Consider the following 20,689-nt stretch of genomic DNA (forward strand, 5'->3'; position numbering starts at 1 on the left):
CTAGGTTGACGCCAGTCCGTCGTCAACCCTCGGTTGACGACTCTGTGCCGAGGGTCGCTGGAGTCGAAGTTTGTTCGGGGGCAAATAGTGACCCTGATCACCGTTTGTGCTGGCAAAGACGTATATTCACCGATGAAGGCGTCAGTCGGGACGGTGCGAGTCCGCACGCGAGGGGAAGTGGGGTCCTTCGATGAATGCGAAGGCCGCTGCACCTTTCGCCGTGCCGTCGGTGCGGACCGCGTTCTTGGCTGCGGTGGCCGTCGTCGCGGTGACGGTGTTCGTCCAGGGCAGTGCCGACGTGCGTGCCGGCGTTCTGGCTGTCGTCGCCGTCGGATCGGTCGTGGCGATCAGTGCGGCAATTCGTCGCTACCGTCCGACCGACGCCCGCTGCTGGTGGGCTCTGTTCGGAGCCTCGGTGCTGTTCATGTTCGGAGTCTCCTTTCGCAGTGACCCGAACGCACTGGATCGATCGTTCTCGCTGCTCCCGGATCTGTTCACTCTCACCGGGTACGCCCTGGTGGGATACGCCCTGTCTCGGTGGATCCGAGACCGCCGGTCGATCGACGACATCACCCCACTCGTCGATGCAGGCCTGATCTTTCTCGGCACGCTGTTCCTGTCGTGGTTGCTGCTGATCTCCCCGGCCCTCGCCCTGCCGCGTTCGCCCGTGTCGACGGTGGTGAACGGGATCTATCCGGCGATCGACGCGGCGCTGATCACGTTGACGACATATCTGCTCTTCTCCTCCAAACCCCGCTCCGCCGCGTTGTTCTGGGCGCTGCTCGCCCTGGTGGCTACGTTCGTCGGCGACGTGTCCTACGCCTTCGCGGCGACGACCGACGACGCTCCGTCCTCGGGGTTGCTCGACGGCATCTACCTGTTCGCGTACCTGTCGTTGGCGATGGCAGCGCTCGATCCGTCGATGCGCACGGTGTCGCACCGGCAGACCCCCGCGCCCGCCCACAGCAGCCGTCGGGTGGTCTTCGTGGTGCTGTTGTTCGTGGTCTGCGCGACCGTGCCGCTGCTCGGTTCGGCGGTCTCCACCGGCGACCTGATCGTCCGCTCGCTTTTGCTCGCCTCGATCCTGGTCGGTGCTTTCCTCCGCGGCGAACGCGCCCTGGCCCGAGTGCAGACCGGCGAGGAGCATGCCCGCTACCTCGCGGCACACGATCTGCTCACCGGCCTGCCGAACCGCACGACGCTCGACGCGGAATACGCCCGACACGAACGCGATCGACGCCCCGGACGCACCTGCACGCTGTTCGTCGACCTCGACAACTTCAAGATGGTCAACGATTCGTACGGCCACCGCGTCGGAGACGAATTGATCGTCGCCGCAGCACGTCGCATCCGCGCGGCCGTCGGTGCTGCCGATACCGTCGTTCGGTATGCCGGCGACGAATTCGTGGTGCTCACCCGCCGCGACCGTTCGGGTTCGGAACTGTTGGCGCGCCGCATCATCGAGCGACTGAGCGAGCCGTTCCCGCTCAGTGCTGCCACCGCCTACGTCTCGGCCTCGGTGGGCATCGCCGACGCCGAACGACTGAACGACGCCATCCGCGAGGCCGACACCGCGATGTATCACGCGAAATCTCTCGGGGCGTCTCGCTACGCGTTCTTCGACGAGTCCTTGCGTGCGCGAGCAACATCGGCGATCGAGACCGCCACCGCGCTCCGCGGCGCGATCCGGCGCGGGGAACTCGAGGTCTACTACCAACCGATCGTCGCGACGAAGTCCCGCAAGACCGTTGTCTACGAGGCGCTCGTGCGCTGGAACTGGCAGGGCCGAGTACGGACGCCGAACGAGTTCATCCCGATCGCCGAATCGACCAATCTCATCGAGGAGATCGGTGAGTGGGTACTGCGCACCGCGATCTCCGATCTGGTGACACTGCGCGCGAACGGGCAGGACGTCACCATGTCGGTCAACGTCTCGCCGATGCAGTTGCGCGACGACTCGTTGCCGGGCATCGTCCAACGGGTGCTCGATACCTTCGGCGTCACCGGTGCGGACCTGGCGCTCGAGATCACCGAAAGTGTTCTGATCGACGACATCGGCGCAGCGAAGACCGTGCTCGATCGGCTCGCCGCCATGGGCGTACTCATCGTGCTCGACGATTTCGGTATCGGCTACTCCTCGCTGAACCGGTTGCGCAAGATGCCGATTGCGCTGCTCAAGATCGACAAGTCCTTCGTCCACGAGATCGGCGTCTCCGATTCCGACGTCCAGCTGATTCGCGCCATCACGGCCATGGCGTCTGCGCTTCCCGTGGCGACCGTCGCCGAGGGGGTCGAGACCGAGGAACAGGCCGCGATCATCGAGCAACTCGACTGCCGTTACGCGCAGGGCTATCTGTACGGCAGGCCCGCCCCCATCGCGCATTGGCTTCTCGAATCAGCGCATCAACGGTAAGCACGGTGTTAGCGTCGAGCGGTGTCTGCAACCGGAATGCGCCCTGTTCGCTACACCGCCCTCGCCTGTGCTCTCCTGCTGGTGCCGCTGGTTGCGTGCAGCAGTAGCGACGACGCCGGTACCGAGACCGCCGCAGCGGACAGTTGCGTACTCGGTGCCAGTGGCGGCACCCCGGTAGGAAAGGCCCCGAGCACCGGCTCGGGTGACATCTCCACCAATCCGGAAGTGGCGACCGGATATCGGTCGAACATGACTCCAGTGGAGACGCCGTCGTACTCGGTCTCCACCGCCAACCCGGTCTCCACGGAGGCCGCATGCGAGGTACTACGCGACGGCGGCACCGCGGCCGACGCCCTCATCGTGGCGCAGACCGTGCTCGGGCTCGTCGAACCCCAGTCGTCGGGAATCGGCGGCGGAGCGTTTCTGATGTACTACGACGCCGCGTCGGGGGAGGTGCAGAGTTACGACGGTCGCGAGACCGCGCCGATGAGTGCCAACGGCGACTACCTGCGCTACATCGACGACGTCAACCGCACTGTGCCGCAACCGGATGCGCGGTCCAGTGGCCGATCGATCGGTGTGCCGGGCGTTGTGCGCATGCTCGAGCAGGCCCACGAGGATCACGGCGACAAGCCGTGGGGGGATCTGTTCCGACCCGCGATCGAGCTCGCAGACAACGGAATCGAGATCAGCCCGCGCATGGCCTCGTCCATCGCGGACTCGGCACCGAAGCTCGCACTCGACCCGGCGTCCAAGGACTACTTCTTGCAGCCCGACGGAACCGGTAAGCCTGCCGGCACGGTGCTGAACAATCCCGCGATGTCGAAGACGTTGTCCACCATCGCAACCGACGGTGCCGATGCCTTCTACACCGGCGACATCGCCCAGGCGATCGTCGACGCGGCAGCAGATACCACCGCCGGCCGTACCCCGGGGCAGATCACGGTGGACGATCTCGCCGGCTACGAGCCGAAGACCCGTACCGCAGTGTGCACGCCGTACCGCGATCACGACATCTGCGGAATGCCGGGGCCGTCCTCCGGTGGAATCGCGGTGGCGTCGACGATGGGCATTCTGTCGAATTTCGATCTGGCGCAGTACGCCCCGACGGACATGGACGCCAACGGCGGCAAGCCGACCGCCGAGGCCGTGCACCTGATCTCCGAGGCCGAGCGTCTGGCCTACGCCGATCGCGACAAGTATGTCGCGGATCCGGACTTCGTACCCCTACCCGGCGGCTCGCCCGACACCCTGCTCGATCCCGAGTACCTCAGCAGCAGAGCAGGACTGATCGACGAAGGCACGTCGATGGGCACCGCGAAACCGGGCGACTTCGGGCCGGTACAGTTCGCCTCGTCCACCGATCCCGAGCACGGCACCAGCCACATCTCGATCGTCGACGGAAACGGCAACGCAGCCTCGATGACGACGACCGTCGAGTCGGCCTTCGGCTCGTTCCACATGGTCGACGGCTTTCTGCTCAACAATCAGCTGACCGACTTCGCGGCCGCGCCGGTGGCCGAGGACGGAACTCCCATGGCCAACCGTGTCGAGCCAGGCAAGCGCCCGCGCAGTTCGATGGCCCCGACCCTGGTGTTCGACCGCAGCGACGACGGCACACGCGGAGATCTCGTTCTCGTCGCAGGCTCACCCGGCGGATCGGTGATCATCCAGTTCGTCGTGAAAACACTGGTAGGACTTCTCGATTGGGGAATGGACCCGCAGCAGGCGGTGTCGATGGTCGACTTCGGAGCGGCCAACACCCCGTCCACCAACTACGGCGGCGAACATCCCAACGTGTCCGGAGAGAACGATCCGGTCGTGGTGAAGCTGCGCGAGATGGGCCATCAGGTCTCGGTTGCCGACCAGTCGAGCGGGCTGAGCGCGTTGCAACGCACCGATGGTGGCTGGATCGGCGGAGCGGACCCGCGCCGCGAAGGTGAGGTACTGGGTGGATAGGTGCGGGCGCGGGTAGCGCTCAGCTCACGAATCGATAGCCCATGCCGGTTTCGGTGATCAGATGTACCGGTGCCGCTGGGTCTCGTTCCAACTTCTGGCGTAGTTGGCCGAGATAGATTCGCAGATAATGCGTTTCGCGTTCGTGCCCGGGTCCCCACACGGTACGCAGAATGTCTTTCTGCGACACCAGCTTTCCTTCGTTACGGACGAGCAGCTCCAACACTCCCCACTCGGTGCGGGTCAGGTGCACGTTCTCGCCCTGTCGAACAACGGTTTTGGCAGCGAGGTCGACGGTGAAGTCCGCGGTCTCGACGATGGGGTCCGGCACCGATTGCGGGCCGCGGCGCAGGGCCGCGCGTAGCCGCGCCAGCAGCTCGTCCATGCCGAACGGCTTGGTCACGAAGTCGTCCGCTCCGGCATCGAGCGCCTCGACGGTGTCGGCCGAGTCGGTGCGCGCCGAGAGCACCAGAATCGGCACATCGGTCCATCCGCGCAGACCTGCTATGACGTCGATCCCGTCGATGTCGGGCAGACCGAGGTCCAGAATCACGATGTCCGGATGAAAGTTCGCGGCCACCCGCAGTGCTTCCCCACCCGTAGCCGCACTGACGACCTCGAATCCGCGGACGTTCAGATTGATCCGCAGCGCCCGCACGATCTGTGGTTCGTCGTCGACGACGAGCGCCCGTACCTTCACCTGCTCGCCGCCTTCAACTCGACCGTCATCGTCAGCCCTCCGCCGACGGTGTCCGACGCCGTGACGGTACCGCCCATGGCCCGCACGAATCCTCGCACCACCGACAAGCCGAGTCCGACGCCCACCGAATTGTCGCGATCGCCGAGGCGTTGGAACGCGTCGAACATCGTCGCCTCGGCCCCGACGGTGATACCGGGGCCGTGGTCGACGACGGAGATGGCGGCGAGATCACCGTGCACTGCGGCACGCACGGTGATCTCGCCGGTAGGGGCGTAGCGGGCACTGTTGGCCACCAGGTTCGCGAGCACTCGTTCGAGCAGTCCCGGATCGGCGAGCACTTCGACGTCGCCCACCTCGACCCGTACCCGCTCGTCGGCTCCCACCAGCGCGCCTGCCAGTACGTCGTCGACGAAGACGGGACGCAGACTCGGTTGCACCACACCGGCTTGCAGCCGCGACGAGTCGAGCAGATTGGTCACCAGTGCCGTCAACTGGTCGGCCGACTCGTCGATGGTGGCGAGCAGTTCGTCGGTGTCCTCGGGCGAGAACTGAACGTCGGTGCTGCGCAGCGACGACGACGCTGCCTTGACCGCCGACAGCGGCGTCCGCAGATCGTGGCTGACGGCCGAGAGCAATGCTCGACGCAACGCATCGGCCTCGGCGAGTGCGTTGGCGCGGCTGGCTTCCTCGGCGAGCCGGGCTTGGCGCACCATGCCCGCGGCTTGGTTGGCCACGGCTGCGAGGACGCGGCGATCGTGGGCGCGGGTACGTTCGCCGACGAGCAGCAGCGTGAAATCGCCCGCGTCGATTTCGGTGTCGGCCCCGTTGCGATCGGTCGGCGGGTGCTCGCCCGAGCTGCCGACGATGGATCGGGACTGGTTGTCCCACAGTGCGACGCCGGACTGGCGATACGTCTCCCGTGCGCGCTCGAGCAGCGCGCCCAGATCGGCACCGCGAAGGACGGACCCTGCGAACAGGGTCAACAGTTCGGCTTCCTGCGTCGCGCGCCGTGCCTGACGCGTCCGCCGAGCAGCCGCATCCACCAAGGCCGCGACCGCGACAGCGACCAACAGCAGCACGACGGTCACGACGAAGTTGTCCGGCTCGGCGATCGTCAGGCTGTATCTGGGTGTGGTGAAGAAATAGTTGAGCAGAAATCCTGCGATCAGCGCCGAGAGTGCTGCCGGGGCAACACCTCCCAGCAGCGCCACACACAGCACCACCATGAAGAACAGGGCGCTCTCACCGCTGGAATCGAAATCGGGACCGACCGTGCTCAGCACCGCCGCGGCAAGGCAGGGCACCAGCACCGCGGCGAGCCAGGCGATCACCCGTCGACGACCCGAATCGACCTGCAGACTCCGCCGACGGGCCTGCTCGGCGTGAGTGACCATGTGCACGTCGATCTTTCCGGAGTTCTGCACGACGGCCGCGCCGATACCCTCGTCGAGAATGCGGGCGGCGCGTGACCGTCTCGAGGTACCGATCACCAACTGGGTGGCGTTCACTCCGCGGGCGAAATCGAGCAGAGTGGTGGGCACGTCGTCCCCGACGACGCTGTGCACACTCGCACCGAGGCCGGCGGCGAGCTTGCGCACGGAACCCATCTGCGGTGCGGACACGCCCATGAGGCCGTCTCCGCGAACGATGTGCAGCACCATCAGTTCGGCACTCGACTTCGAGGCGATCCGGCTCGCCCGCCGCAGCAGGGTTTCCGACTCGGGGCCGCCCGTCACCGCGACCACCACCCGCTCGCGCGCCTCCCAGGTGTCGGTGATGCGATTGTCTTTGCGGTACTTCACCAATGCGGCGTCGACCTGGTCGGCGATCCACAGCAGTGCGAGCTCACGCAGAGCCGTCAGATTGCCGCCGCGGAAGTAGTTGCTCAGCGCGGCGTCCACCTTGTCGGCGGCGTAGACGTTGCCGTGCCGCAGCCTGCTCCGCAGCGCCTCGGGTGTGATGTCGACCAGCTCGACTTCGTCGGCCGCCCGAACCACGCTGTCGGGAACCGTCTCTCGCTGCGGAACACCGGTGATCTGCTGCACCACGTCGTTCAGAGATTCGAGGTGCTGCACATTGAGGGTGGAGATGACATCGATGCCCGCGTCGAGCAGCACTTCGACGTCCTGCCAACGCTTGTCGTGGACGCTGCCCGGAGTGTTGGTGTGCGCCAGCTCGTCGACGAGCACCACCTCGGGACGACGCGTCAGGACCGCGTCGAGATCGAGTTCCTGCGCCGAGGCTCCTCGGTAACGGACGGTGGCCATCGGCAGGACTTCGATTCCCTCGAGCGCCTCGATGGTTCGCGCCCGCCCGTGGGTTTCGACGACGGCCGCGACCACGTCACGTCCGCGATCCTGCAGCCGACGAGCTTCGCCGAGCATGGCGAAAGTCTTACCGACGCCGGGTGCGGCACCGAGGTAGATCCGCAGCTCACCCCTGTCCGCCACAGCCTGTCTCCTCACCCGGCCGGTATGCGTCCCGCAGTGCCAGGTTCAACTCCGGGACATTCACCGCTTCGGCACCGAGTACACCGTACTGCGGGCCGCGGGTGTACTGGTCGACCAGAGCCTCCACCTCGCTCACCGGCGCGCCGTTGACCTGCGCCACCCGGGCGACCTGGAGCGCCGCGTAGGCGGGACTGATGTCGGGATCGATACCGGATCCGGAGCCGGTGACGGCGTCGGCCGGAATCACGGACGGGTCGACGTTCTCCCGGGCGGCGATCGCGGCCCGGCGCTGCTCGACGAACGACGCGAGTACCTCGCTCGACGGGCCCTGATTGGTCGGCAGTGCGGCGGCCGGATCACCGGGAGCGAACGCATCGTCGTCCGATACCGAGCCCGTAACGCGGGTGTGGAAGAACGGATCCGGCTCTCCCGGAGCAACCTGCGGATCGACGCCGATCAACGAGCTTCCGACGACGCAGCCCTGTGCGTCACGCAGCGGCGACCCCTCGGCGGAGTCGGTGCCGATGCGGCTGATGCCCCAGACCACAGCCGGATAGGCGATGCCGAGGATCACGGTGAGCGCCAGCAGCACTGCGAAGCCGGCGACGACCTGACGGAGAAATCCCTGTACGAAACGCATGGTCAGCCAATCCCTGGAATGAGTCGAACGAGCAGGTCGATGAGCCAGATACCGACGAACGGACTGATGACGCCGCCGACGCCGTAGACGAGCAGGTTCCGCCGCAGCAACGCAGCTGCGGACGCCGGGGTGTATCGAACCCCTTTGAGTGCCAACGGAATCAGCGCCACGATGACGAGCGCATTGAAGATCACCGCGGACAGGATCGCCGATTCCGGGGTCGCCAGGTGCATGATGTTGAGCCCGCCCAGCTGGGGGTAGACGGTGGAGAACATCGCCGGCAGAATCGCGAAGTACTTCGCCAGGTCGTTGGCCAACGAAAACGTCGTCAGAGCACCGCGAGTGATGAGCAACTGCTTACCGATCTCGACGATCTCGATCAGTTTGGTCGGGTCGGAATCGAGGTCCACCATGTTGCCGGCTTCCTTGGCGGCCGAGGTACCGGTGTTCATCGCGACGCCGACGTCGGCCTGCGCGAGAGCCGGGGCGTCGTTGGTGCCGTCGCCGGTCATCGCAACGAGCCTGCCGCCTTCCTGCTCCTGTCGGATGAGCGTGAGCTTGTCCTCCGGGGTGGCCTCGGCCAGGTAGTCGTCGACACCTGCCTCGGCGGCAATGGCTTTGGCGGTCAACGGATTGTCGCCGGTCACCATCACGGTTCGGATGCCCATGGCCCGCAGCTGAGCGAACCGTTCGGCAATGCCGGGCTTGACGACGTCCGAGAGCTCGACGACACCGAGAGCGCGAGCTGCAGAACCGGTTTCACGTACCGCAACCACCAGCGGAGTGCCGCCGTTCTGGGCGATCTCGTGCACGGTACCGTCCAGATCCGCGGTGCCGCCGCCGTCGCGAATCCAGCTGTAGACCGAATCCGCTGCACCCTTGCGGATCTCCATGCCCGGTAGATCCAATCCGCTCATCCGAGTTTGCGCCGTGAACGCCACGAACTCGCCGCGCTCGGATTCGCCTTCTGCCGTGACGGAGTCGAAGTCTCGCTCGACCAGTTCGACGATGCTGCGTCCCTCGGGGGTGCCGTCGGCCAGCGACGAGAGCCGAGCCGCACGAGCCAATTCGGCGGCGTCGATGCCCGTCGCCGGATGCAGGCCGGTGGCGCGACGGTTACCGAAGGTGATGGTGCCGGTCTTGTCCATCAGCAGGGTGTCGATGTCGCCCGCCGCCTCCACGGCCCGGCCGGACATCGCGAGGACGTTGCGCTGCACCAACCGGTCCATGCCCGCGATACCGATGGCCGAGAGCAGTGCCCCGATGGTCGTGGGGATCAGACAGACGAGCAGGGCAATCAGCTGGATTGGATCCTGTTGCTGTCCCGAGTAATTCGACATAGGACCGATGGCGACGACAGCGAAGAGAAACACGATGGTCAGCGACGCGAGCAGGATGTTCAGGGCGATCTCGTTCGGAGTCTTCTGCCGCGCGGCACCCTCGACGAGTGCGATCATTCGATCGACGAACGTCTCGCCCTGTGCTGCAGTGATTTTCACGACGATCTCGTCGGACAGCACGATCGTACCGCCGGTGACGGCCGACCGGTCGCCTCCGGATTCACGGACCACGGGAGCCGACTCACCGGTGATGGCCGATTCGTCGACGGTCGCAATCCCTTCGATGACGTCGCCGTCGCCGGGAATGACCTCACCGGCCGAGACGACGACCTCGTCACCGACCTTCAATTCGGCACCGGCCACCTCGGTGATCACGAACTCGGTTCCCGACGCCGTGCGTCGTCGAGCAGTAGTGTCTTGCTTCACCTTTCGCAGGCTGGCTGCCTGCGCCTTTCCGCGGCCTTCGGCGACGGATTCGGCGAGGTTCGCGAACAGCACCGTGAACCACAGCCAGCCGGTGACGAACCAGGCGAACACCGACGGCTGAGCGATCGACAGAATCGTCGTGACGATCGAACCGAGGAAGACGACGAACATGACCGGGTTTCGGGCGAGGTGGCGCGGATCGAGTTTGCGGAACGCGCCGGGTAGAGCGGTGTTCAGTGACAGGTTCATTGCACGGCCTCTGCTATGGGTCCGAGAGCAAGTGCGGGGAAGAAGGTGAGGGCCGCGACCAGGATCGAGGTACCGATCAGCAGCGTGCCGAACAACGGTCCATCGGTGGGCAGGGTGCCGGCGTTGGGCGCGCTGCGTTTGGTCGTCGCCAGCGAACCGGCCAGGGCCAGTACGAAGACGATCGGCAGAAAGCGGCCGAGCAGCATCGCGATACCGAGGGAGATCTGGAACCAGTCGCTCGTCACCGTCAGGCCGCCGAAAGCGCTGCCGTTGTTGTTCGATGCCGATGCGTAGGCGTAGAGCACCTCGGTGAATCCGTGGATGCCGGGGTTGCCCTGGTAGCTCGTCGTCGATTCGAGTATCACCGTGATCGACGTGCCGACGAGCACGAGGATCGGCATCACGAGAACCGAGAGCGCGGCCATCGTGATCGCCCGTCGGCCCAGCTTCTTACCGAGGAATTCCGGAGTTCGGCCGACGAGCAGACCACCGACGAAGACGGCGATGACCGCGAGCACCAGCAATCCGTACAGGCCGGTGCCGACGCCACCGGGTGCGATCTCGCCGAACAACATGTTCAGCAACACGGCTCCGCCGCCCAGCGCAGACATACTGTCGTGCGCCGAATTGACTGCACCGGTGGATGTTCCGGTGGTGGAGACCGCGAACAGTGCCGACGCCGGGATGCCGAAGCGAACTTCCTTGCCTTCCATCATCGCGCCCGCGGCTGTTGCTGCGACTCCACGGGTACCGGATTCGGCGAACAACGTCACCGCCAACAGCGTGGCCCACAGCGTTGCCATCACCGCCAACAGAGTCAGTCCCTGCTTACGGTTACCGATCATCGTGCCGAACGTACGAGTGAGGGCCACTGGGATCAGCAGCAACGAGATGATCTGCACGATATTGGTCAGTGGTGTCGGGTTCTCGAACGGATGCGCCGAGTTGGCCGCCAGAATGCCACCACCGTTGGTGCCGATCTCCTTGATCGCCTCCTGCGAGGCAACGGGCGCAAGCGCATTGGTGACCGTCTGCCCATCGAGGCCGGTGGAGGTGAAGCCGGTCGAGAACGACATGACCGTGCCCTGAGCCAGCATGATCACCGCGACGAGAACGGAGAGCGGCAGCAGAATGCGGAGCGTCCCACGTGTGAGGTCGACCCAGAAATTGCCGAGCTCACCGCCCGTCGACACCCGAACGAAGCCGCGCACGACGGCAATCGCCACCGCGAGACCGACTGCAGCAGAGACGAAGTTCTGCACCGCGAGCCCCAGCGGCTGCGTCAGATTCGACAGCGTGGTCTCGGGAACGTACGACTGCCAGTTGGTGTTGGTGACGAACGACGCCGCAGTGTTGAACGCCATCGCCGGACTCACCCCCGACAGGCCGCCGTTCAGCGGAAGCACACCCTGAATTCGCTGCAGTACGAACAGGAATACGACCCCGGCGAACGAGAACCCCAGCAGGCTGGTGGAATAGCCGACCCAGGTCTGCTCCGACGACGAGTTCACCCGGGCCACCCGATAGAGCAGACTCTCGACTCGAGTGTCGTGGGTCGAACCGAACACCCGGGCCATGTAGTCACCGAGCGGCACGTACGCCGCCGCCAACACGACGATGACCACAGCGATCTGAAGACCGGCTAGAAGAGCAGGATTCATGGCGGCGTCAGAACCTCTCCGGATCGAGAAGAGCGACGAACAGGTAGACCGCGACGAACGCAGCCACCGTGAGACAGAGCAATTCGGTCATTGCTCGATCTTGAATCCCACCAGCGAACGAAAACGCGTTCCTTACGCTTTCCTACGCCCACGACCTGCGGTCATGACGGAGTTTTTACGCCGACCCCGCTAGCGCTCCTCGATGTCGTCGACGCGGATTTCGACCGCATCCCTGTCGAGGGTGACGCCGAGCAGGTCCGCAACCACGTCGATGGCGATAGATGCCAGTTCTTCGCCCGCCGCCTGCAGATCGTCGCCGTACACGCCGATCACCGCGACGAACAGACCTGTGCAGGCGTGATCGTCGAGATCGAGGTCGATCTCGGTGGGCTGCGCCCCGTGTACGCCTGCGAGAGCACGGCGCAGCGTCGTCTTGACGATGTGATCGCTGATCCGCAGCGAGTCCCGTGGATCGGCGGGTGAGCCGACCGGGAAGGCGCTGTCTATCGGCCAGGTGCGACGCGTCGTATTGCGCACCTTCGCAAGGATGGACGAGCTGATGTCCACCCAGTTCGGTTCCTGCGGTGCCTCCCGAAGCTCGGTGGCAGCACGCGCGAGAACCGCATTCGGTTCTACCGGGTTCGCCATGTCGCCAACCTTTCGCTCAATGTTGCTCGTGCTCTGGTCAATTGACCTCGTACTGCTCCTGCGGACAACGTCATGATCGCGCCGATCTCCGGATGGGTCAGGCCCTCGACCTCCCGAAGCAACCAGCAAGCCCGCTGCCGATAGGGCAACTCCGCCAGTGCCAAACCCAATTCGGCCATGAAGCTGTCTGCTTCGACGTCCGCCTCGGGATCACTGCCCGCGCCCGTGCTCTTGCGCTCGAATACCCAGTCTTCCGCAGGAGGAACGCTGCGACGCCGGCGATGATCTATCACTTTGTGCGAGACCAACGAGAACAGCCAGGTGCGCAGAGCCGAATCGCCCCGGAAGTTGTCGAGCCCCTTCCACGCTGCGACGAACGCGTCCTGCACCACCTCCTCTGCTGCACCCTGATCGGACAGCATGTTTCGGGCGTACCGAAACATCTCCGGTCCGTATCGGCCCACGATCTCCTCGAACGCATCCGTCTCGCCGAGCGCGGCTGCGCCGACGAGTACGCGGTCCGACGCATCTCTCCACTCCATCGGGCCCCCAGACGTAATCTATGACGTAGGTCACTTTATTTGTACGTGCGTTTCGGTGATCGAGCTACGACCAACTCCTGACACACACTGTGCACCACTACTCAGCGAAGAGAGGCAGTCATGAGCTCCACGACGGACACCAAGGCAACCGTATCCGCAGCAGGCGAAGGCAAGACCGACATCACCACGAAGTCGGATTCCGTGCTCGTCAGCTCGCAGGGCCGCACCACCATTGCCGATACCGTCGTCTCGAAGATCGCCGGCATCGCCACCCGTGAGGTCCAGGGCGTACATGCCGTCGGCGGCGGAGCGAGCCGCGCCATCGGTGCCCTGCGCGAGCGTATCCCGGGTGCCCGCGTCAACCAGTCGCAGGGCGTCTCGGTCGAGGTCGGCGAGCGTCAGGCAGCGGTCGACATCGACATCGTCGCCGATTACGGCGTCTCGATCGCAGACCTCGCAGCAGGCATTCGTCGCAACGTCATCAACGCCGTCGAGCGCATGACGGGCCTCGAGGTCACCGAGGTCAACATCGTCGTTCACGACATCTACCTGGACGACGGCTCGGACGAAGAGGAGACCACCGAGACCGCCTCCACCCGAGTGCAGTGACCGACCCGAACCCGACGGACCGTGACAAGTCCGAGGACATCGCAGACGCCGTACAGGCGATCGACGGTGTCGTCGGGCTGCACGGCGGCATGTTCGGCGAGGCTGCGACCTATCTACCCGGACGCCGCGTCGCCGGCATCCGGATCGCAGACGACGGCACCGAGGTACACGTCACTCTCCAGTTCGGCTACGCCGTACGGGAGACCGCCGAGGCAGTGCGTAGCACCGTCGCGGCAATGGTCGACGGGCCCGTGCACGTCACAGTCGAGGATGTCGTGCGGGTCTGAATTGTGCGAGTCTGACCAGGTGAACGAGCATTCAGCGCGCGACCGGGCCGCCGCGTACAAGGCGGCCCGGCGCGCTGTGGCCCGAGAACACCACCCCGACATCGGTGGTGATCCCGCCCGGTACATGGCAGAGCTCGCGGAAGTCGACCGCCGGTTCGCCGTACTTCCGTCGACTCCGATCAACACTGCCAGCGCACCGACAGCGTTCCGCTCGTCCTCGGTACCGACGCCACTGCGCACACTGCCGAAACGCATCGCCCGGCTCCGCAAACGCGTCACTCGACGCAACTACTTCGACATCTGAACCCTCGACATCCGAACACTCTGACTGGAGATCAAGACCATGACCACTGCAACCATCGGTTTGTTCGTGGGACTTTTGCTGGCCATCGCCGCAGCAGCCGGCGGCTTCACCGGCTTCCTCATCGCCATCGTCCTCGGCGGACTCGGTTTCTTCGTCGGCCGCTACATCGACGGTGAACTGGATCTGAACTCGATCATGCGTGGTCGCGGTCGTGACTGACACAGCAGCAGCCCCCACGACCCCCGGGACACCGGCAGCAACCCCGGGGTCACTCGCGGACCCCGGCGATCGCGGTTCCCTGGAGATCAAGCACAAGGCAGTCGAACGCCTGGCCGTTCTGGCGGCCCGCGGTACCGACTCCGTCACCGACCGCCAGCCCGGACTGCACCTCCTCGGTGGGCGTGATCTGCCGAAGGCCGATGTGACGATCACCGGCGAGCGCGTGCGAGCAAAGGTCTCCGTCGGAGTCACCTGGCCCTCACCGTTGGCGAAAGTGGCTGCGAACGTTCGCGCCGCCGTGGCCAGAGACCTGTCCGAACTCGGTATCTACACCGTCGACCGAGTCGACGTGACCGTCGAATGCATACCGGCCGAGCCCACCAGCGAAGAAGGGAGAGTGCAGTGACAGAGCAAGCAAGCAAGAAGCCGGTGGCCAACCCCACCGCAGCTGTTCCGGCCGTCCTGTTCGCTCTCGTTCTCATCGCCGCCGGAGTCGTACTCGGCCGCGAGGCGCTGCTGAAGCTGGGCGCTCTCGACGGCTCCGAGTGGGTCGGCCCGGCCGCGTCGAACCTCGACGGGCTCACCGCTCAGCAGTGGATGCTGCCCGCAGGTATCGCCGCCGTCGTCATCGGATTCGTTCTCGTGTTCGTGGCAATTCGCCCACGTCGTCGCACCCACCGTGCTCTCACCGAGCAGGGCGTCTGGCTTCGTAAGGGCGACGTCGCTGCCGTCGCGCGATCTGCCGCCCTGGACAGTGTGGGCGTCGACACCGCGTCCGCCAAGGCAGGCAACAAGAAGGTGACCGTCGCCGTCTCCACCGTGGCCGGTACCGACACCTCGGCTCTGAAGTCCGCGGTCGTGACGTCCGTGGACGACGCCCTCCGCCCACTCGCGTCGGCACCCAAGGTGCGCACCCGAGTGCGAACGACAGGACAGGCCTCATGAAAGGACAGCAGCTGTGAAACGTGCAACCGCATCGCTCGACCGCACCGGCACAGCCGTCGTCGGGCTGGCTCTGATCGCTCTCGGCGGCGGAGCTATCGCGTGGGAACGTGGCGAGCTTCCCGGCCGCGAGCGGCTGGACGCCGCGTTTGTCGACACCGCCGTCGACGCCGGTTGGTGGCCCTGGGCTCTCGGCGTAGCCGCTGTCGTGCTGATCCTGCTGGGTCTGTGGTGGTTGCTCGCGCACCTGCCGCGCCGATCGGTCGGGACCGTGGCCTTCGGATCCACGTCGGCCGAGGTCACGAACGTGGACGGTACCCATGTCGACGGCAGGCTCAGCGTCGACCTGGGCACCGCGGCCCGTAGTGCAGCCAAGTCGCTGGCAGGTCACGACGGAATCGTCTCGGCCTCCGGTCGCTCGGTCTCGGACAGGGGACAGCGCGTGGTCGAGATCGTCGCGACGCTCGACCCAGCCGTCACGTCCCTCGAGCAGGTGTCGGGCGCCGCAGCACGGACCCGTGACGACATCGCGACCTCACTCGACGGAACTCCAGCCAAGGTGCGAATTCTGTTGCAGTGCGGCAAGTCTCGTAAGCAGTCGGCGCGCGTCAGCTGACTCCGGAGAACTCGATCTCCCCGATCAGACCGTGGTGGTCCGATCCCGGGAGGTCGATTCTTTCCAGTGATCGGGCGTGCCCGGAATTGGTGAGAATGTGGTCGATGCCGACGACGGCCGGAGTGCCCTTGTCCGTGGGATAGGTCGGGATCAGCCCCATCCCCAATTGTGCTGCAGCGTCGGTATATCCGGCATCGAGTAGGTTCCTGAACTTCTTGTGCGAATACGTGGTGTTGAAATCACCACTGACGATGACGGGACCGCTTGCCGACACCGCCTCGAGATCGCTACGGAGCGTGTCCAATTCGGCGGTCCAGATATCGGCCGGGGTGACGTATGCCGGGCCGGGATGGACGGCCAGCAGCGTCACTGGCTCCGATCCGGGAACGTCGACGGAGGTGGCCAGGTTCACGGGCCCGTAGCCGGCGAGTTCGCGGTTGTCGGACAGCGGTGTGCGACTGTAGATTCCGGCACCTCCGCCACCCGTCGGCAACGCTCGCAGGTAGCTGTACGGAAAGAGTTGCTCCATGCCGGCATCCCGTAGCCCGAGCACCGACGCATCGGTCAGCTCTTGGATCGTCACGACGTCGACGGCGTTGTCGCGTGCCGATCCGACGACGACCGACGGATCGGCGCTGCCCACCATCAGGTTGGCCTGCATCACCCGCAGCCGGACGGCATCGCCGCTCGCCTCGTCCTGGGATGCCGCGTCGGCCACGTACAGAGGTGCGTACGCCACTGCGGCTGCTGCCAACACGACCGCGGACACCGCCGCCAGAATCCATTGCCTACCGATCAGCGCGACGACGGCACCGACCACGACAGCAACGAGCATCAGGGGAACGAACGATGCCAGCGCGATCAGAACGTTGATGCGGGTGTCGGTGTAGTACGCCCCCATCGCTACCAGTCCGGTGACGATGCCCAGCGTCGCGATCGTTCCGGTGAGAATCCGTACCCAGGTTCGCTGCATCGCACCGAGAGTAGCTACGCCCTGACGCCGACGGTCAATGCTCGGACGGTTGTCCAGGTCAGAGACATCAAGCCCCGTACAGCCGCGAACGAGAACGCCGTCGACCACACCGTTCTGGTCGCCGGTTCGGCAACAGGAAGGCCGGCAAAGCGATCGGCCAGCCAGTCGAGGGTCAGGGGCGCACTGAGCGGATGCAGCGACAGGTGCTCGCTCAGCCGATCTCGCAGGTAGGTGACGTGTGCGCCGGCTTCGAGATACCGATCGACCTGGCCGTCGACGTCGTCGACGGCAATGATCTGGTCGTGCACGGCCTGCACGACCAGCAGCGGCACCGACGGCGCAGTGCGACCGGGCTGGATGTCCTGGAACACCTGCACGATCTCGGGTAGGGCGAGCAGGTCGGCAAGCGGAATGTCGATGTAGTTGTCGAGATCGTGCCGAGCCAGCCGCCTGACGGCGCGAACGGTCGTCATCGATTCGACGGAATCGAGAATGCGCATTCCGTCCTCGCTGACGTACTGACGCACCACACGATCGAGATCGGGGTAGGTGCGTCGCAGTCCCGCGACAACAAGCGTCGGCAGAGCCGCGTGCAGCGTCGCGTTGAGCCTGGTGAACGCAGAACCCGGATCGCCGACGGGGGAGCCGAGGGCGGCACCGACGAGCTCGAGCTCCGGCGCGTATTCGGGGGCCATCTCCGCGGCCCACGACGTCGCCAGCCCGCCGCCCGAATATCCCCACAATGCGACGGGTGTGCTCTCGTGCAGCTCCAACGACTCGAACGACAGCGCCGCGCGGATCGCGTCGAGTGTGCAGAATCCTGGCTCCTGCGGCGACCCCCAATGTCCGTCCGGTCCCTCGTGGTCGGGGATCGAGATGGTCCATCCGCGGCGCAGGGCATGCAGAACCAGCAGAAACTCGAACTGGGGAACTGCGCCGAGGGCCTTCGAGCCCCGTCGAAGCGCGTAGGACGGGAAGCACGAGGACGCAACGCCGTCGATGGCGCACTGGTACGAGAGCAACACCGGTTCGGCATTCTGCGGCCGCAGCACCGTCGTCACACTGGCCTGCGGTACACCGCCCAGATCGGCGGTTCGGTACAGCAGCTGCCATGCGTCGACTCGCTGTCGCACGTGGCCGAACATCGCGACCTCGACCGGCCTCACCTTGAGGATCGTCCCCGGTAGAGCTGCTTCGTAGCCCTCGGGCGCGGCGTAGAACGGGTCGTTCTCCGGCCTGGTCGCGTCCTCACAGCTCGGCCATTTTTCCACCGGCCAGGACTGTTCGTCCGCCATCGATCTGTCGACGCTCATATCCCACCGCTTCTTGTCCGAGTCTCTTCGTCACACTAACTTGCCCTGAACGGCCCCTTTTCATGCAGCCTGCTGCCAGTTGGTGATCAGAACGTCGGTCGCGTAGCTCAGGTCGAGGCCTTCCCCGCCCCAGTTCGGGACAATGGCGTCGGGTTCGATGTGCTGATATTGCCGCCGGAGGACCTCCGCGTCTCCGGACAGCGCCGGCGCATGAACCATCTCTGCTCCCGATGGGTGCCGGAACGTGAATCGTTGGTTGCCGAGGGATTCGATGAGGAAGTAGCCGTCGTGCAGTGCTCGATGGTGTTCGCCGCACAGGAGAACCAGGTTGTCGAGCGACGTCGCACCTCCCCGCGAGCGGTAGGTGACGTGGTGAGCATGCAGAAACCGGGTGCGCCCGCACCCGGGCACCGAGCAGCATCGATCGCGAATGATCAACTGACGCAACTGGGTTCGACTCGGAGCTTTGGCCGTGGTACTCCACCGCACAGTTTTTCCCAGCCGGCCGTGACCGACGACTCGCATGACCGATGAACACAACACCTGGGCGAGAGTTTCGTCGTCCAGACCAGGTCCGTCGTCGAAATGAGCATGATCGCACCCTGCTTCGCTGCTGTCTCCGAGGTGTACCAACACTTCCGCGGCAGGTGAGACGACCGGCGAATCGATGGCGTCACACACCATCTCCGCCATTGCGACGAGCGCAGGGACGGGGTTCGGCGGTGCCGGGGCCGACCGGTCACCCTCGGATTCCACCTCCGTGCGAGTGCGCTCGTACTCGGCCCTGGTCACCGCAGCCAGAAATCGCTTGCCGTCCTCGGGCCGAAAGCGCGCCGTCACCACGAGCGAGCCGTCCTCGTCGTCCCAGCGCCACCGTCCCACACACGGATCGAGGTCGACACCGTTGCCCCTGGTCGGCCTCATCGCCTTCTTCAGACCACGGCAGAGACGTTCGATGTGCGCGGCGGGTGCATCGAGCGCCTTCTGCAACAGTGACGCTTCGTTGTCGGCTGTTGCGACACGGGTCATCGCGCGCACCTTCGAGTACGACACCGTGCCGCTCAGGTACGCAGAGGTGATCAGCGGCAGCTCTCGCATCGCCTTGGCCACCCGTACCTGCTCACGGGCAGTGTGCAGATCGACTCCCGCGCGCCAGGACAACCAGTGCGCACAGGACCTCGTCTCCCACGCGGCCCACCCACGTCGATCATCGAACTCACCGACCAGGATCAGATACTGCGCAGATGCAGCCGCGATCTGGCCCGCCAGCGCGCATATCTCCGTCTCGATGTCTGCAGTCTTGACCATGAATGCCCCCACTCGTCGAATGTATGTTCGACGAGAGTACGACGGGGCGCCGACAAGAACGGCGAGAAACCGACGCACCCGTCCCCGCGGGGACGTCGTCGGGGTTGCTTTCTCGCCCGCGGGCCCGATACTGAGCATCAGATGCTGGATCCGACGGAAAGTGGGTGTGGCCATGAGCGGTTCGGACACCTGGGGCATCCCCAGCTCGGACTTTCTCCGCTGGTACCTGCTCGCGGCCGTTCTCGCGATACTCCTGACGATGGCGGAGAACTGGATAGCCGCTCACCGATCGACCCCGGTGACGTCGGCAGGCCGCGTGCTCACACCACCCGAAGTAGGTGTGCTCACCAGCGACTCCCAGGCAGTGATGGCGTCGTTGGCCATACTTCGCGATGCCGAGATCATCGACTCGCAAGGAAGAAAGCGCCGCGAGCTGAGCGCCATCGAGCGCTCACAGCTGGACTGGTTCACCCGCACCGTTCTCGAACGCCTCGGTAGCGGTAAAGCACCCCTGGTTCGCTCCAGGCTGGTGGCGAACATGTCGGGCACCTGCGCGCAACTGCGGAGCACTCTCGTCGACGAGGGTCTGCTGCACGGCGCTCGCGGCTCCGCTGTCACACGGGCATTCCCGGTGCTCTTCGTCATCGCTGTCGGGATTGCCCGCATCGTCGCCGGCACCGCGAACGGCAAGCCCGTCTGGTTTCTCGTCGCGATCGTGTTCGTCCTGTTCGCGGCCGTGCCGGTTCTGCTTCGTCGACGCCGTCGGACAGCCGCGGGAGATACCGAACTACGCCGGCTCCGCGCCGAGAACGATTACCTCTCACCCCGCGCGCGACCGTCCTTCACCGCATACGGGCCGACTCGCGCTGGAATGTCGGCAGCCATCTTCGGAGCAGGCGCCCTGCTGATGCTCGATCCAGCGATGGCCGGTGCGCTCAGCTACGGCACCGCTCAGGCCGGTGGGGCCGCGTCGTTCGGCTTCGGCGGCGACAGCGGTGGCAGCGGAGGCGACGGCGGCAGCAGCAGTTGCGGTGGCGGCGGTGGGGGATGCGGCGGCGGAGGTTGTGGAGGTTGAACGTCGACGCAGTGCCCG

At 65.5% G+C, this 20,689-nt stretch carries 21 protein-coding genes; 10 read left to right on the forward strand and 11 right to left on the reverse strand.

Going from position 1 to position 20,689, the window contains the following annotated elements; all coding sequences use genetic code 11:
* Window positions 1-190: 190 nt before the first annotated feature.
* Together RFA01S_RS00440 and RFA01S_RS00445 are read left to right on the forward strand one after the other, a co-directional pair.
* Window positions 191-2,413, forward strand: a complete 2,223-nt coding sequence (locus tag RFA01S_RS00440; protein ID WP_032407894.1) for a putative bifunctional diguanylate cyclase/phosphodiesterase — start codon at window positions 191-193, stop codon at window positions 2,411-2,413.
* A gap of 36 nt (window positions 2,414-2,449) precedes the next feature.
* Entirely contained in the window at window positions 2,450-4,372 is a 1,923-nt protein-coding gene (locus tag RFA01S_RS00445; RefSeq protein WP_032407895.1) for a gamma-glutamyltransferase family protein, read from the forward strand.
* A 19-nt stretch (window positions 4,373-4,391) separates the two neighbouring features.
* On the opposite strand, the gene RFA01S_RS00450 is transcribed toward RFA01S_RS00445, so the two are convergent.
* The 8 genes from RFA01S_RS00450 to RFA01S_RS00485 form a co-directional block, all read right to left on the reverse strand.
* Complete coding sequence (locus RFA01S_RS00450) at window positions 4,392-5,069, reverse strand: response regulator (protein WP_032407896.1); 678 nt, start codon at window positions 5,067-5,069, stop codon at window positions 4,392-4,394.
* Window positions 5,066-7,519 carry a sensor histidine kinase gene (locus tag RFA01S_RS00455; RefSeq protein ID WP_052060808.1) on the reverse strand — a complete coding sequence of 818 codons (2,454 nt, stop codon included), beginning with the start codon at window positions 7,517-7,519 and terminating at the stop codon, window positions 5,066-5,068. The genes RFA01S_RS00450 and RFA01S_RS00455 overlap by 4 nt, the downstream gene beginning before the upstream one ends.
* Window positions 7,503-8,159 (reverse strand): potassium-transporting ATPase subunit C, encoded by a 657-nt coding sequence (locus RFA01S_RS00460; RefSeq protein WP_032407898.1) that lies wholly within the window; start codon window positions 8,157-8,159, stop codon window positions 7,503-7,505. Before RFA01S_RS00460 ends, RFA01S_RS00455 begins: the two co-directional genes overlap by 17 nt.
* Window positions 8,160-8,161: 2 nt before the next feature.
* The gene (gene kdpB / locus RFA01S_RS00465; protein ID WP_032407899.1) at window positions 8,162-10,174 is read right to left on the reverse strand and encodes a potassium-transporting ATPase subunit KdpB; all 2,013 of its coding nucleotides are present in this window, start codon (window positions 10,172-10,174) and stop codon (window positions 8,162-8,164) included.
* Window positions 10,171-11,835 carry a potassium-transporting ATPase subunit KdpA gene (gene kdpA / locus RFA01S_RS00470; RefSeq protein ID WP_032407900.1) on the reverse strand — a complete coding sequence of 555 codons (1,665 nt, stop codon included), beginning with the start codon at window positions 11,833-11,835 and terminating at the stop codon, window positions 10,171-10,173. The genes kdpB and kdpA overlap by 4 nt, the downstream gene beginning before the upstream one ends.
* Window positions 11,836-11,842: 7 nt before the next feature.
* Window positions 11,843-11,926: a potassium-transporting ATPase subunit F gene (locus tag RFA01S_RS28460; protein WP_072691966.1), complete on the reverse strand. Its 84-nt coding sequence runs from the start codon at window positions 11,924-11,926 to the stop codon at window positions 11,843-11,845.
* Window positions 11,927-12,024: 98 nt separating this feature from the next.
* Complete coding sequence (locus RFA01S_RS00480) at window positions 12,025-12,483, reverse strand: hypothetical protein (RefSeq protein WP_032407901.1); 459 nt, start codon at window positions 12,481-12,483, stop codon at window positions 12,025-12,027.
* Entirely contained in the window at window positions 12,468-13,025 is a 558-nt protein-coding gene (locus RFA01S_RS00485) for an RNA polymerase sigma factor (protein WP_052060809.1), read from the reverse strand. The genes RFA01S_RS00480 and RFA01S_RS00485 overlap by 16 nt, the downstream gene beginning before the upstream one ends.
* Before the next feature lie 120 nt (window positions 13,026-13,145).
* Here RFA01S_RS00485 and RFA01S_RS00490 point away from each other — a divergent pair, with 120 nt between their 5' ends.
* From RFA01S_RS00490 to RFA01S_RS00520, 7 genes are read left to right on the forward strand one after another with little or no spacing between them, the layout of a single operon-like run.
* Window positions 13,146-13,634, forward strand: coding sequence for an Asp23/Gls24 family envelope stress response protein (locus RFA01S_RS00490; RefSeq protein WP_027495128.1), 489 nt, complete (start codon window positions 13,146-13,148; stop codon window positions 13,632-13,634).
* Window positions 13,631-13,921 (forward strand): Asp23/Gls24 family envelope stress response protein, encoded by a 291-nt coding sequence (locus RFA01S_RS00495; RefSeq protein ID WP_027495127.1) that lies wholly within the window; start codon window positions 13,631-13,633, stop codon window positions 13,919-13,921. Before RFA01S_RS00490 ends, RFA01S_RS00495 begins: the two co-directional genes overlap by 4 nt.
* Window positions 13,922-13,940: 19 nt before the next feature.
* Entirely contained in the window at window positions 13,941-14,225 is a 285-nt protein-coding gene (locus RFA01S_RS00500) for a hypothetical protein (protein WP_162182897.1), read from the forward strand.
* Between the two features lie 39 nt (window positions 14,226-14,264).
* Window positions 14,265-14,444, forward strand: coding sequence for a hypothetical protein (locus RFA01S_RS00505; RefSeq protein ID WP_027495126.1), 180 nt, complete (start codon window positions 14,265-14,267; stop codon window positions 14,442-14,444).
* Window positions 14,437-14,850 (forward strand): Asp23/Gls24 family envelope stress response protein, encoded by a 414-nt coding sequence (locus RFA01S_RS00510; protein ID WP_032370065.1) that lies wholly within the window; start codon window positions 14,437-14,439, stop codon window positions 14,848-14,850. Before RFA01S_RS00505 ends, RFA01S_RS00510 begins: the two co-directional genes overlap by 8 nt.
* Window positions 14,847-15,389, forward strand: a complete 543-nt coding sequence (locus RFA01S_RS00515) for a DUF6286 domain-containing protein (protein ID WP_052053617.1) — start codon at window positions 14,847-14,849, stop codon at window positions 15,387-15,389. Before RFA01S_RS00510 ends, RFA01S_RS00515 begins: the two co-directional genes overlap by 4 nt.
* A gap of 13 nt (window positions 15,390-15,402) precedes the next feature.
* Complete coding sequence (locus RFA01S_RS00520; RefSeq protein WP_052060810.1) at window positions 15,403-16,002, forward strand: hypothetical protein; 600 nt, start codon at window positions 15,403-15,405, stop codon at window positions 16,000-16,002.
* On the opposite strand, the gene RFA01S_RS00525 is transcribed toward RFA01S_RS00520, so the two are convergent.
* Genes RFA01S_RS00525 through RFA01S_RS00535 form a run of 3 tightly spaced genes read right to left on the reverse strand, consistent with a single transcriptional unit; the run spans window position 15,995 to window position 19,770 of the window.
* Window positions 15,995-16,975 carry an endonuclease/exonuclease/phosphatase family protein gene (locus RFA01S_RS00525; protein WP_052060811.1) on the reverse strand — a complete coding sequence of 327 codons (981 nt, stop codon included), beginning with the start codon at window positions 16,973-16,975 and terminating at the stop codon, window positions 15,995-15,997. The genes RFA01S_RS00520 and RFA01S_RS00525 overlap by 8 nt on opposite strands.
* 14 nt (window positions 16,976-16,989) lie before the next feature.
* On the reverse strand, window positions 16,990-18,288 hold the full coding sequence (locus tag RFA01S_RS00530) for a lipase family protein (RefSeq protein ID WP_032407903.1): 1,299 nt from the start codon (window positions 18,286-18,288) through the stop codon (window positions 16,990-16,992).
* Window positions 18,289-18,348: 60 nt separating this feature from the next.
* Complete coding sequence (locus tag RFA01S_RS00535; protein WP_162182901.1) at window positions 18,349-19,770, reverse strand: HNH endonuclease signature motif containing protein; 1,422 nt, start codon at window positions 19,768-19,770, stop codon at window positions 18,349-18,351.
* On the opposite strand from RFA01S_RS00535, the gene RFA01S_RS00540 reads away from it, so the two are divergent.
* The gene (locus RFA01S_RS00540) at window positions 19,769-20,671 is read left to right on the forward strand and encodes a TIGR04222 domain-containing membrane protein (protein WP_032407905.1); all 903 of its coding nucleotides are present in this window, start codon (window positions 19,769-19,771) and stop codon (window positions 20,669-20,671) included. The genes RFA01S_RS00535 and RFA01S_RS00540 overlap by 2 nt on opposite strands.
* Window positions 20,672-20,689: the final 18 nt, after the last annotated feature.

It is taken from the genome of Rhodococcoides fascians NBRC 12155 = LMG 3623, assembly GCF_001894785.1.
Taxonomy (GTDB): domain Bacteria; phylum Actinomycetota; class Actinomycetes; order Mycobacteriales; family Mycobacteriaceae; genus Rhodococcoides; species Rhodococcoides fascians.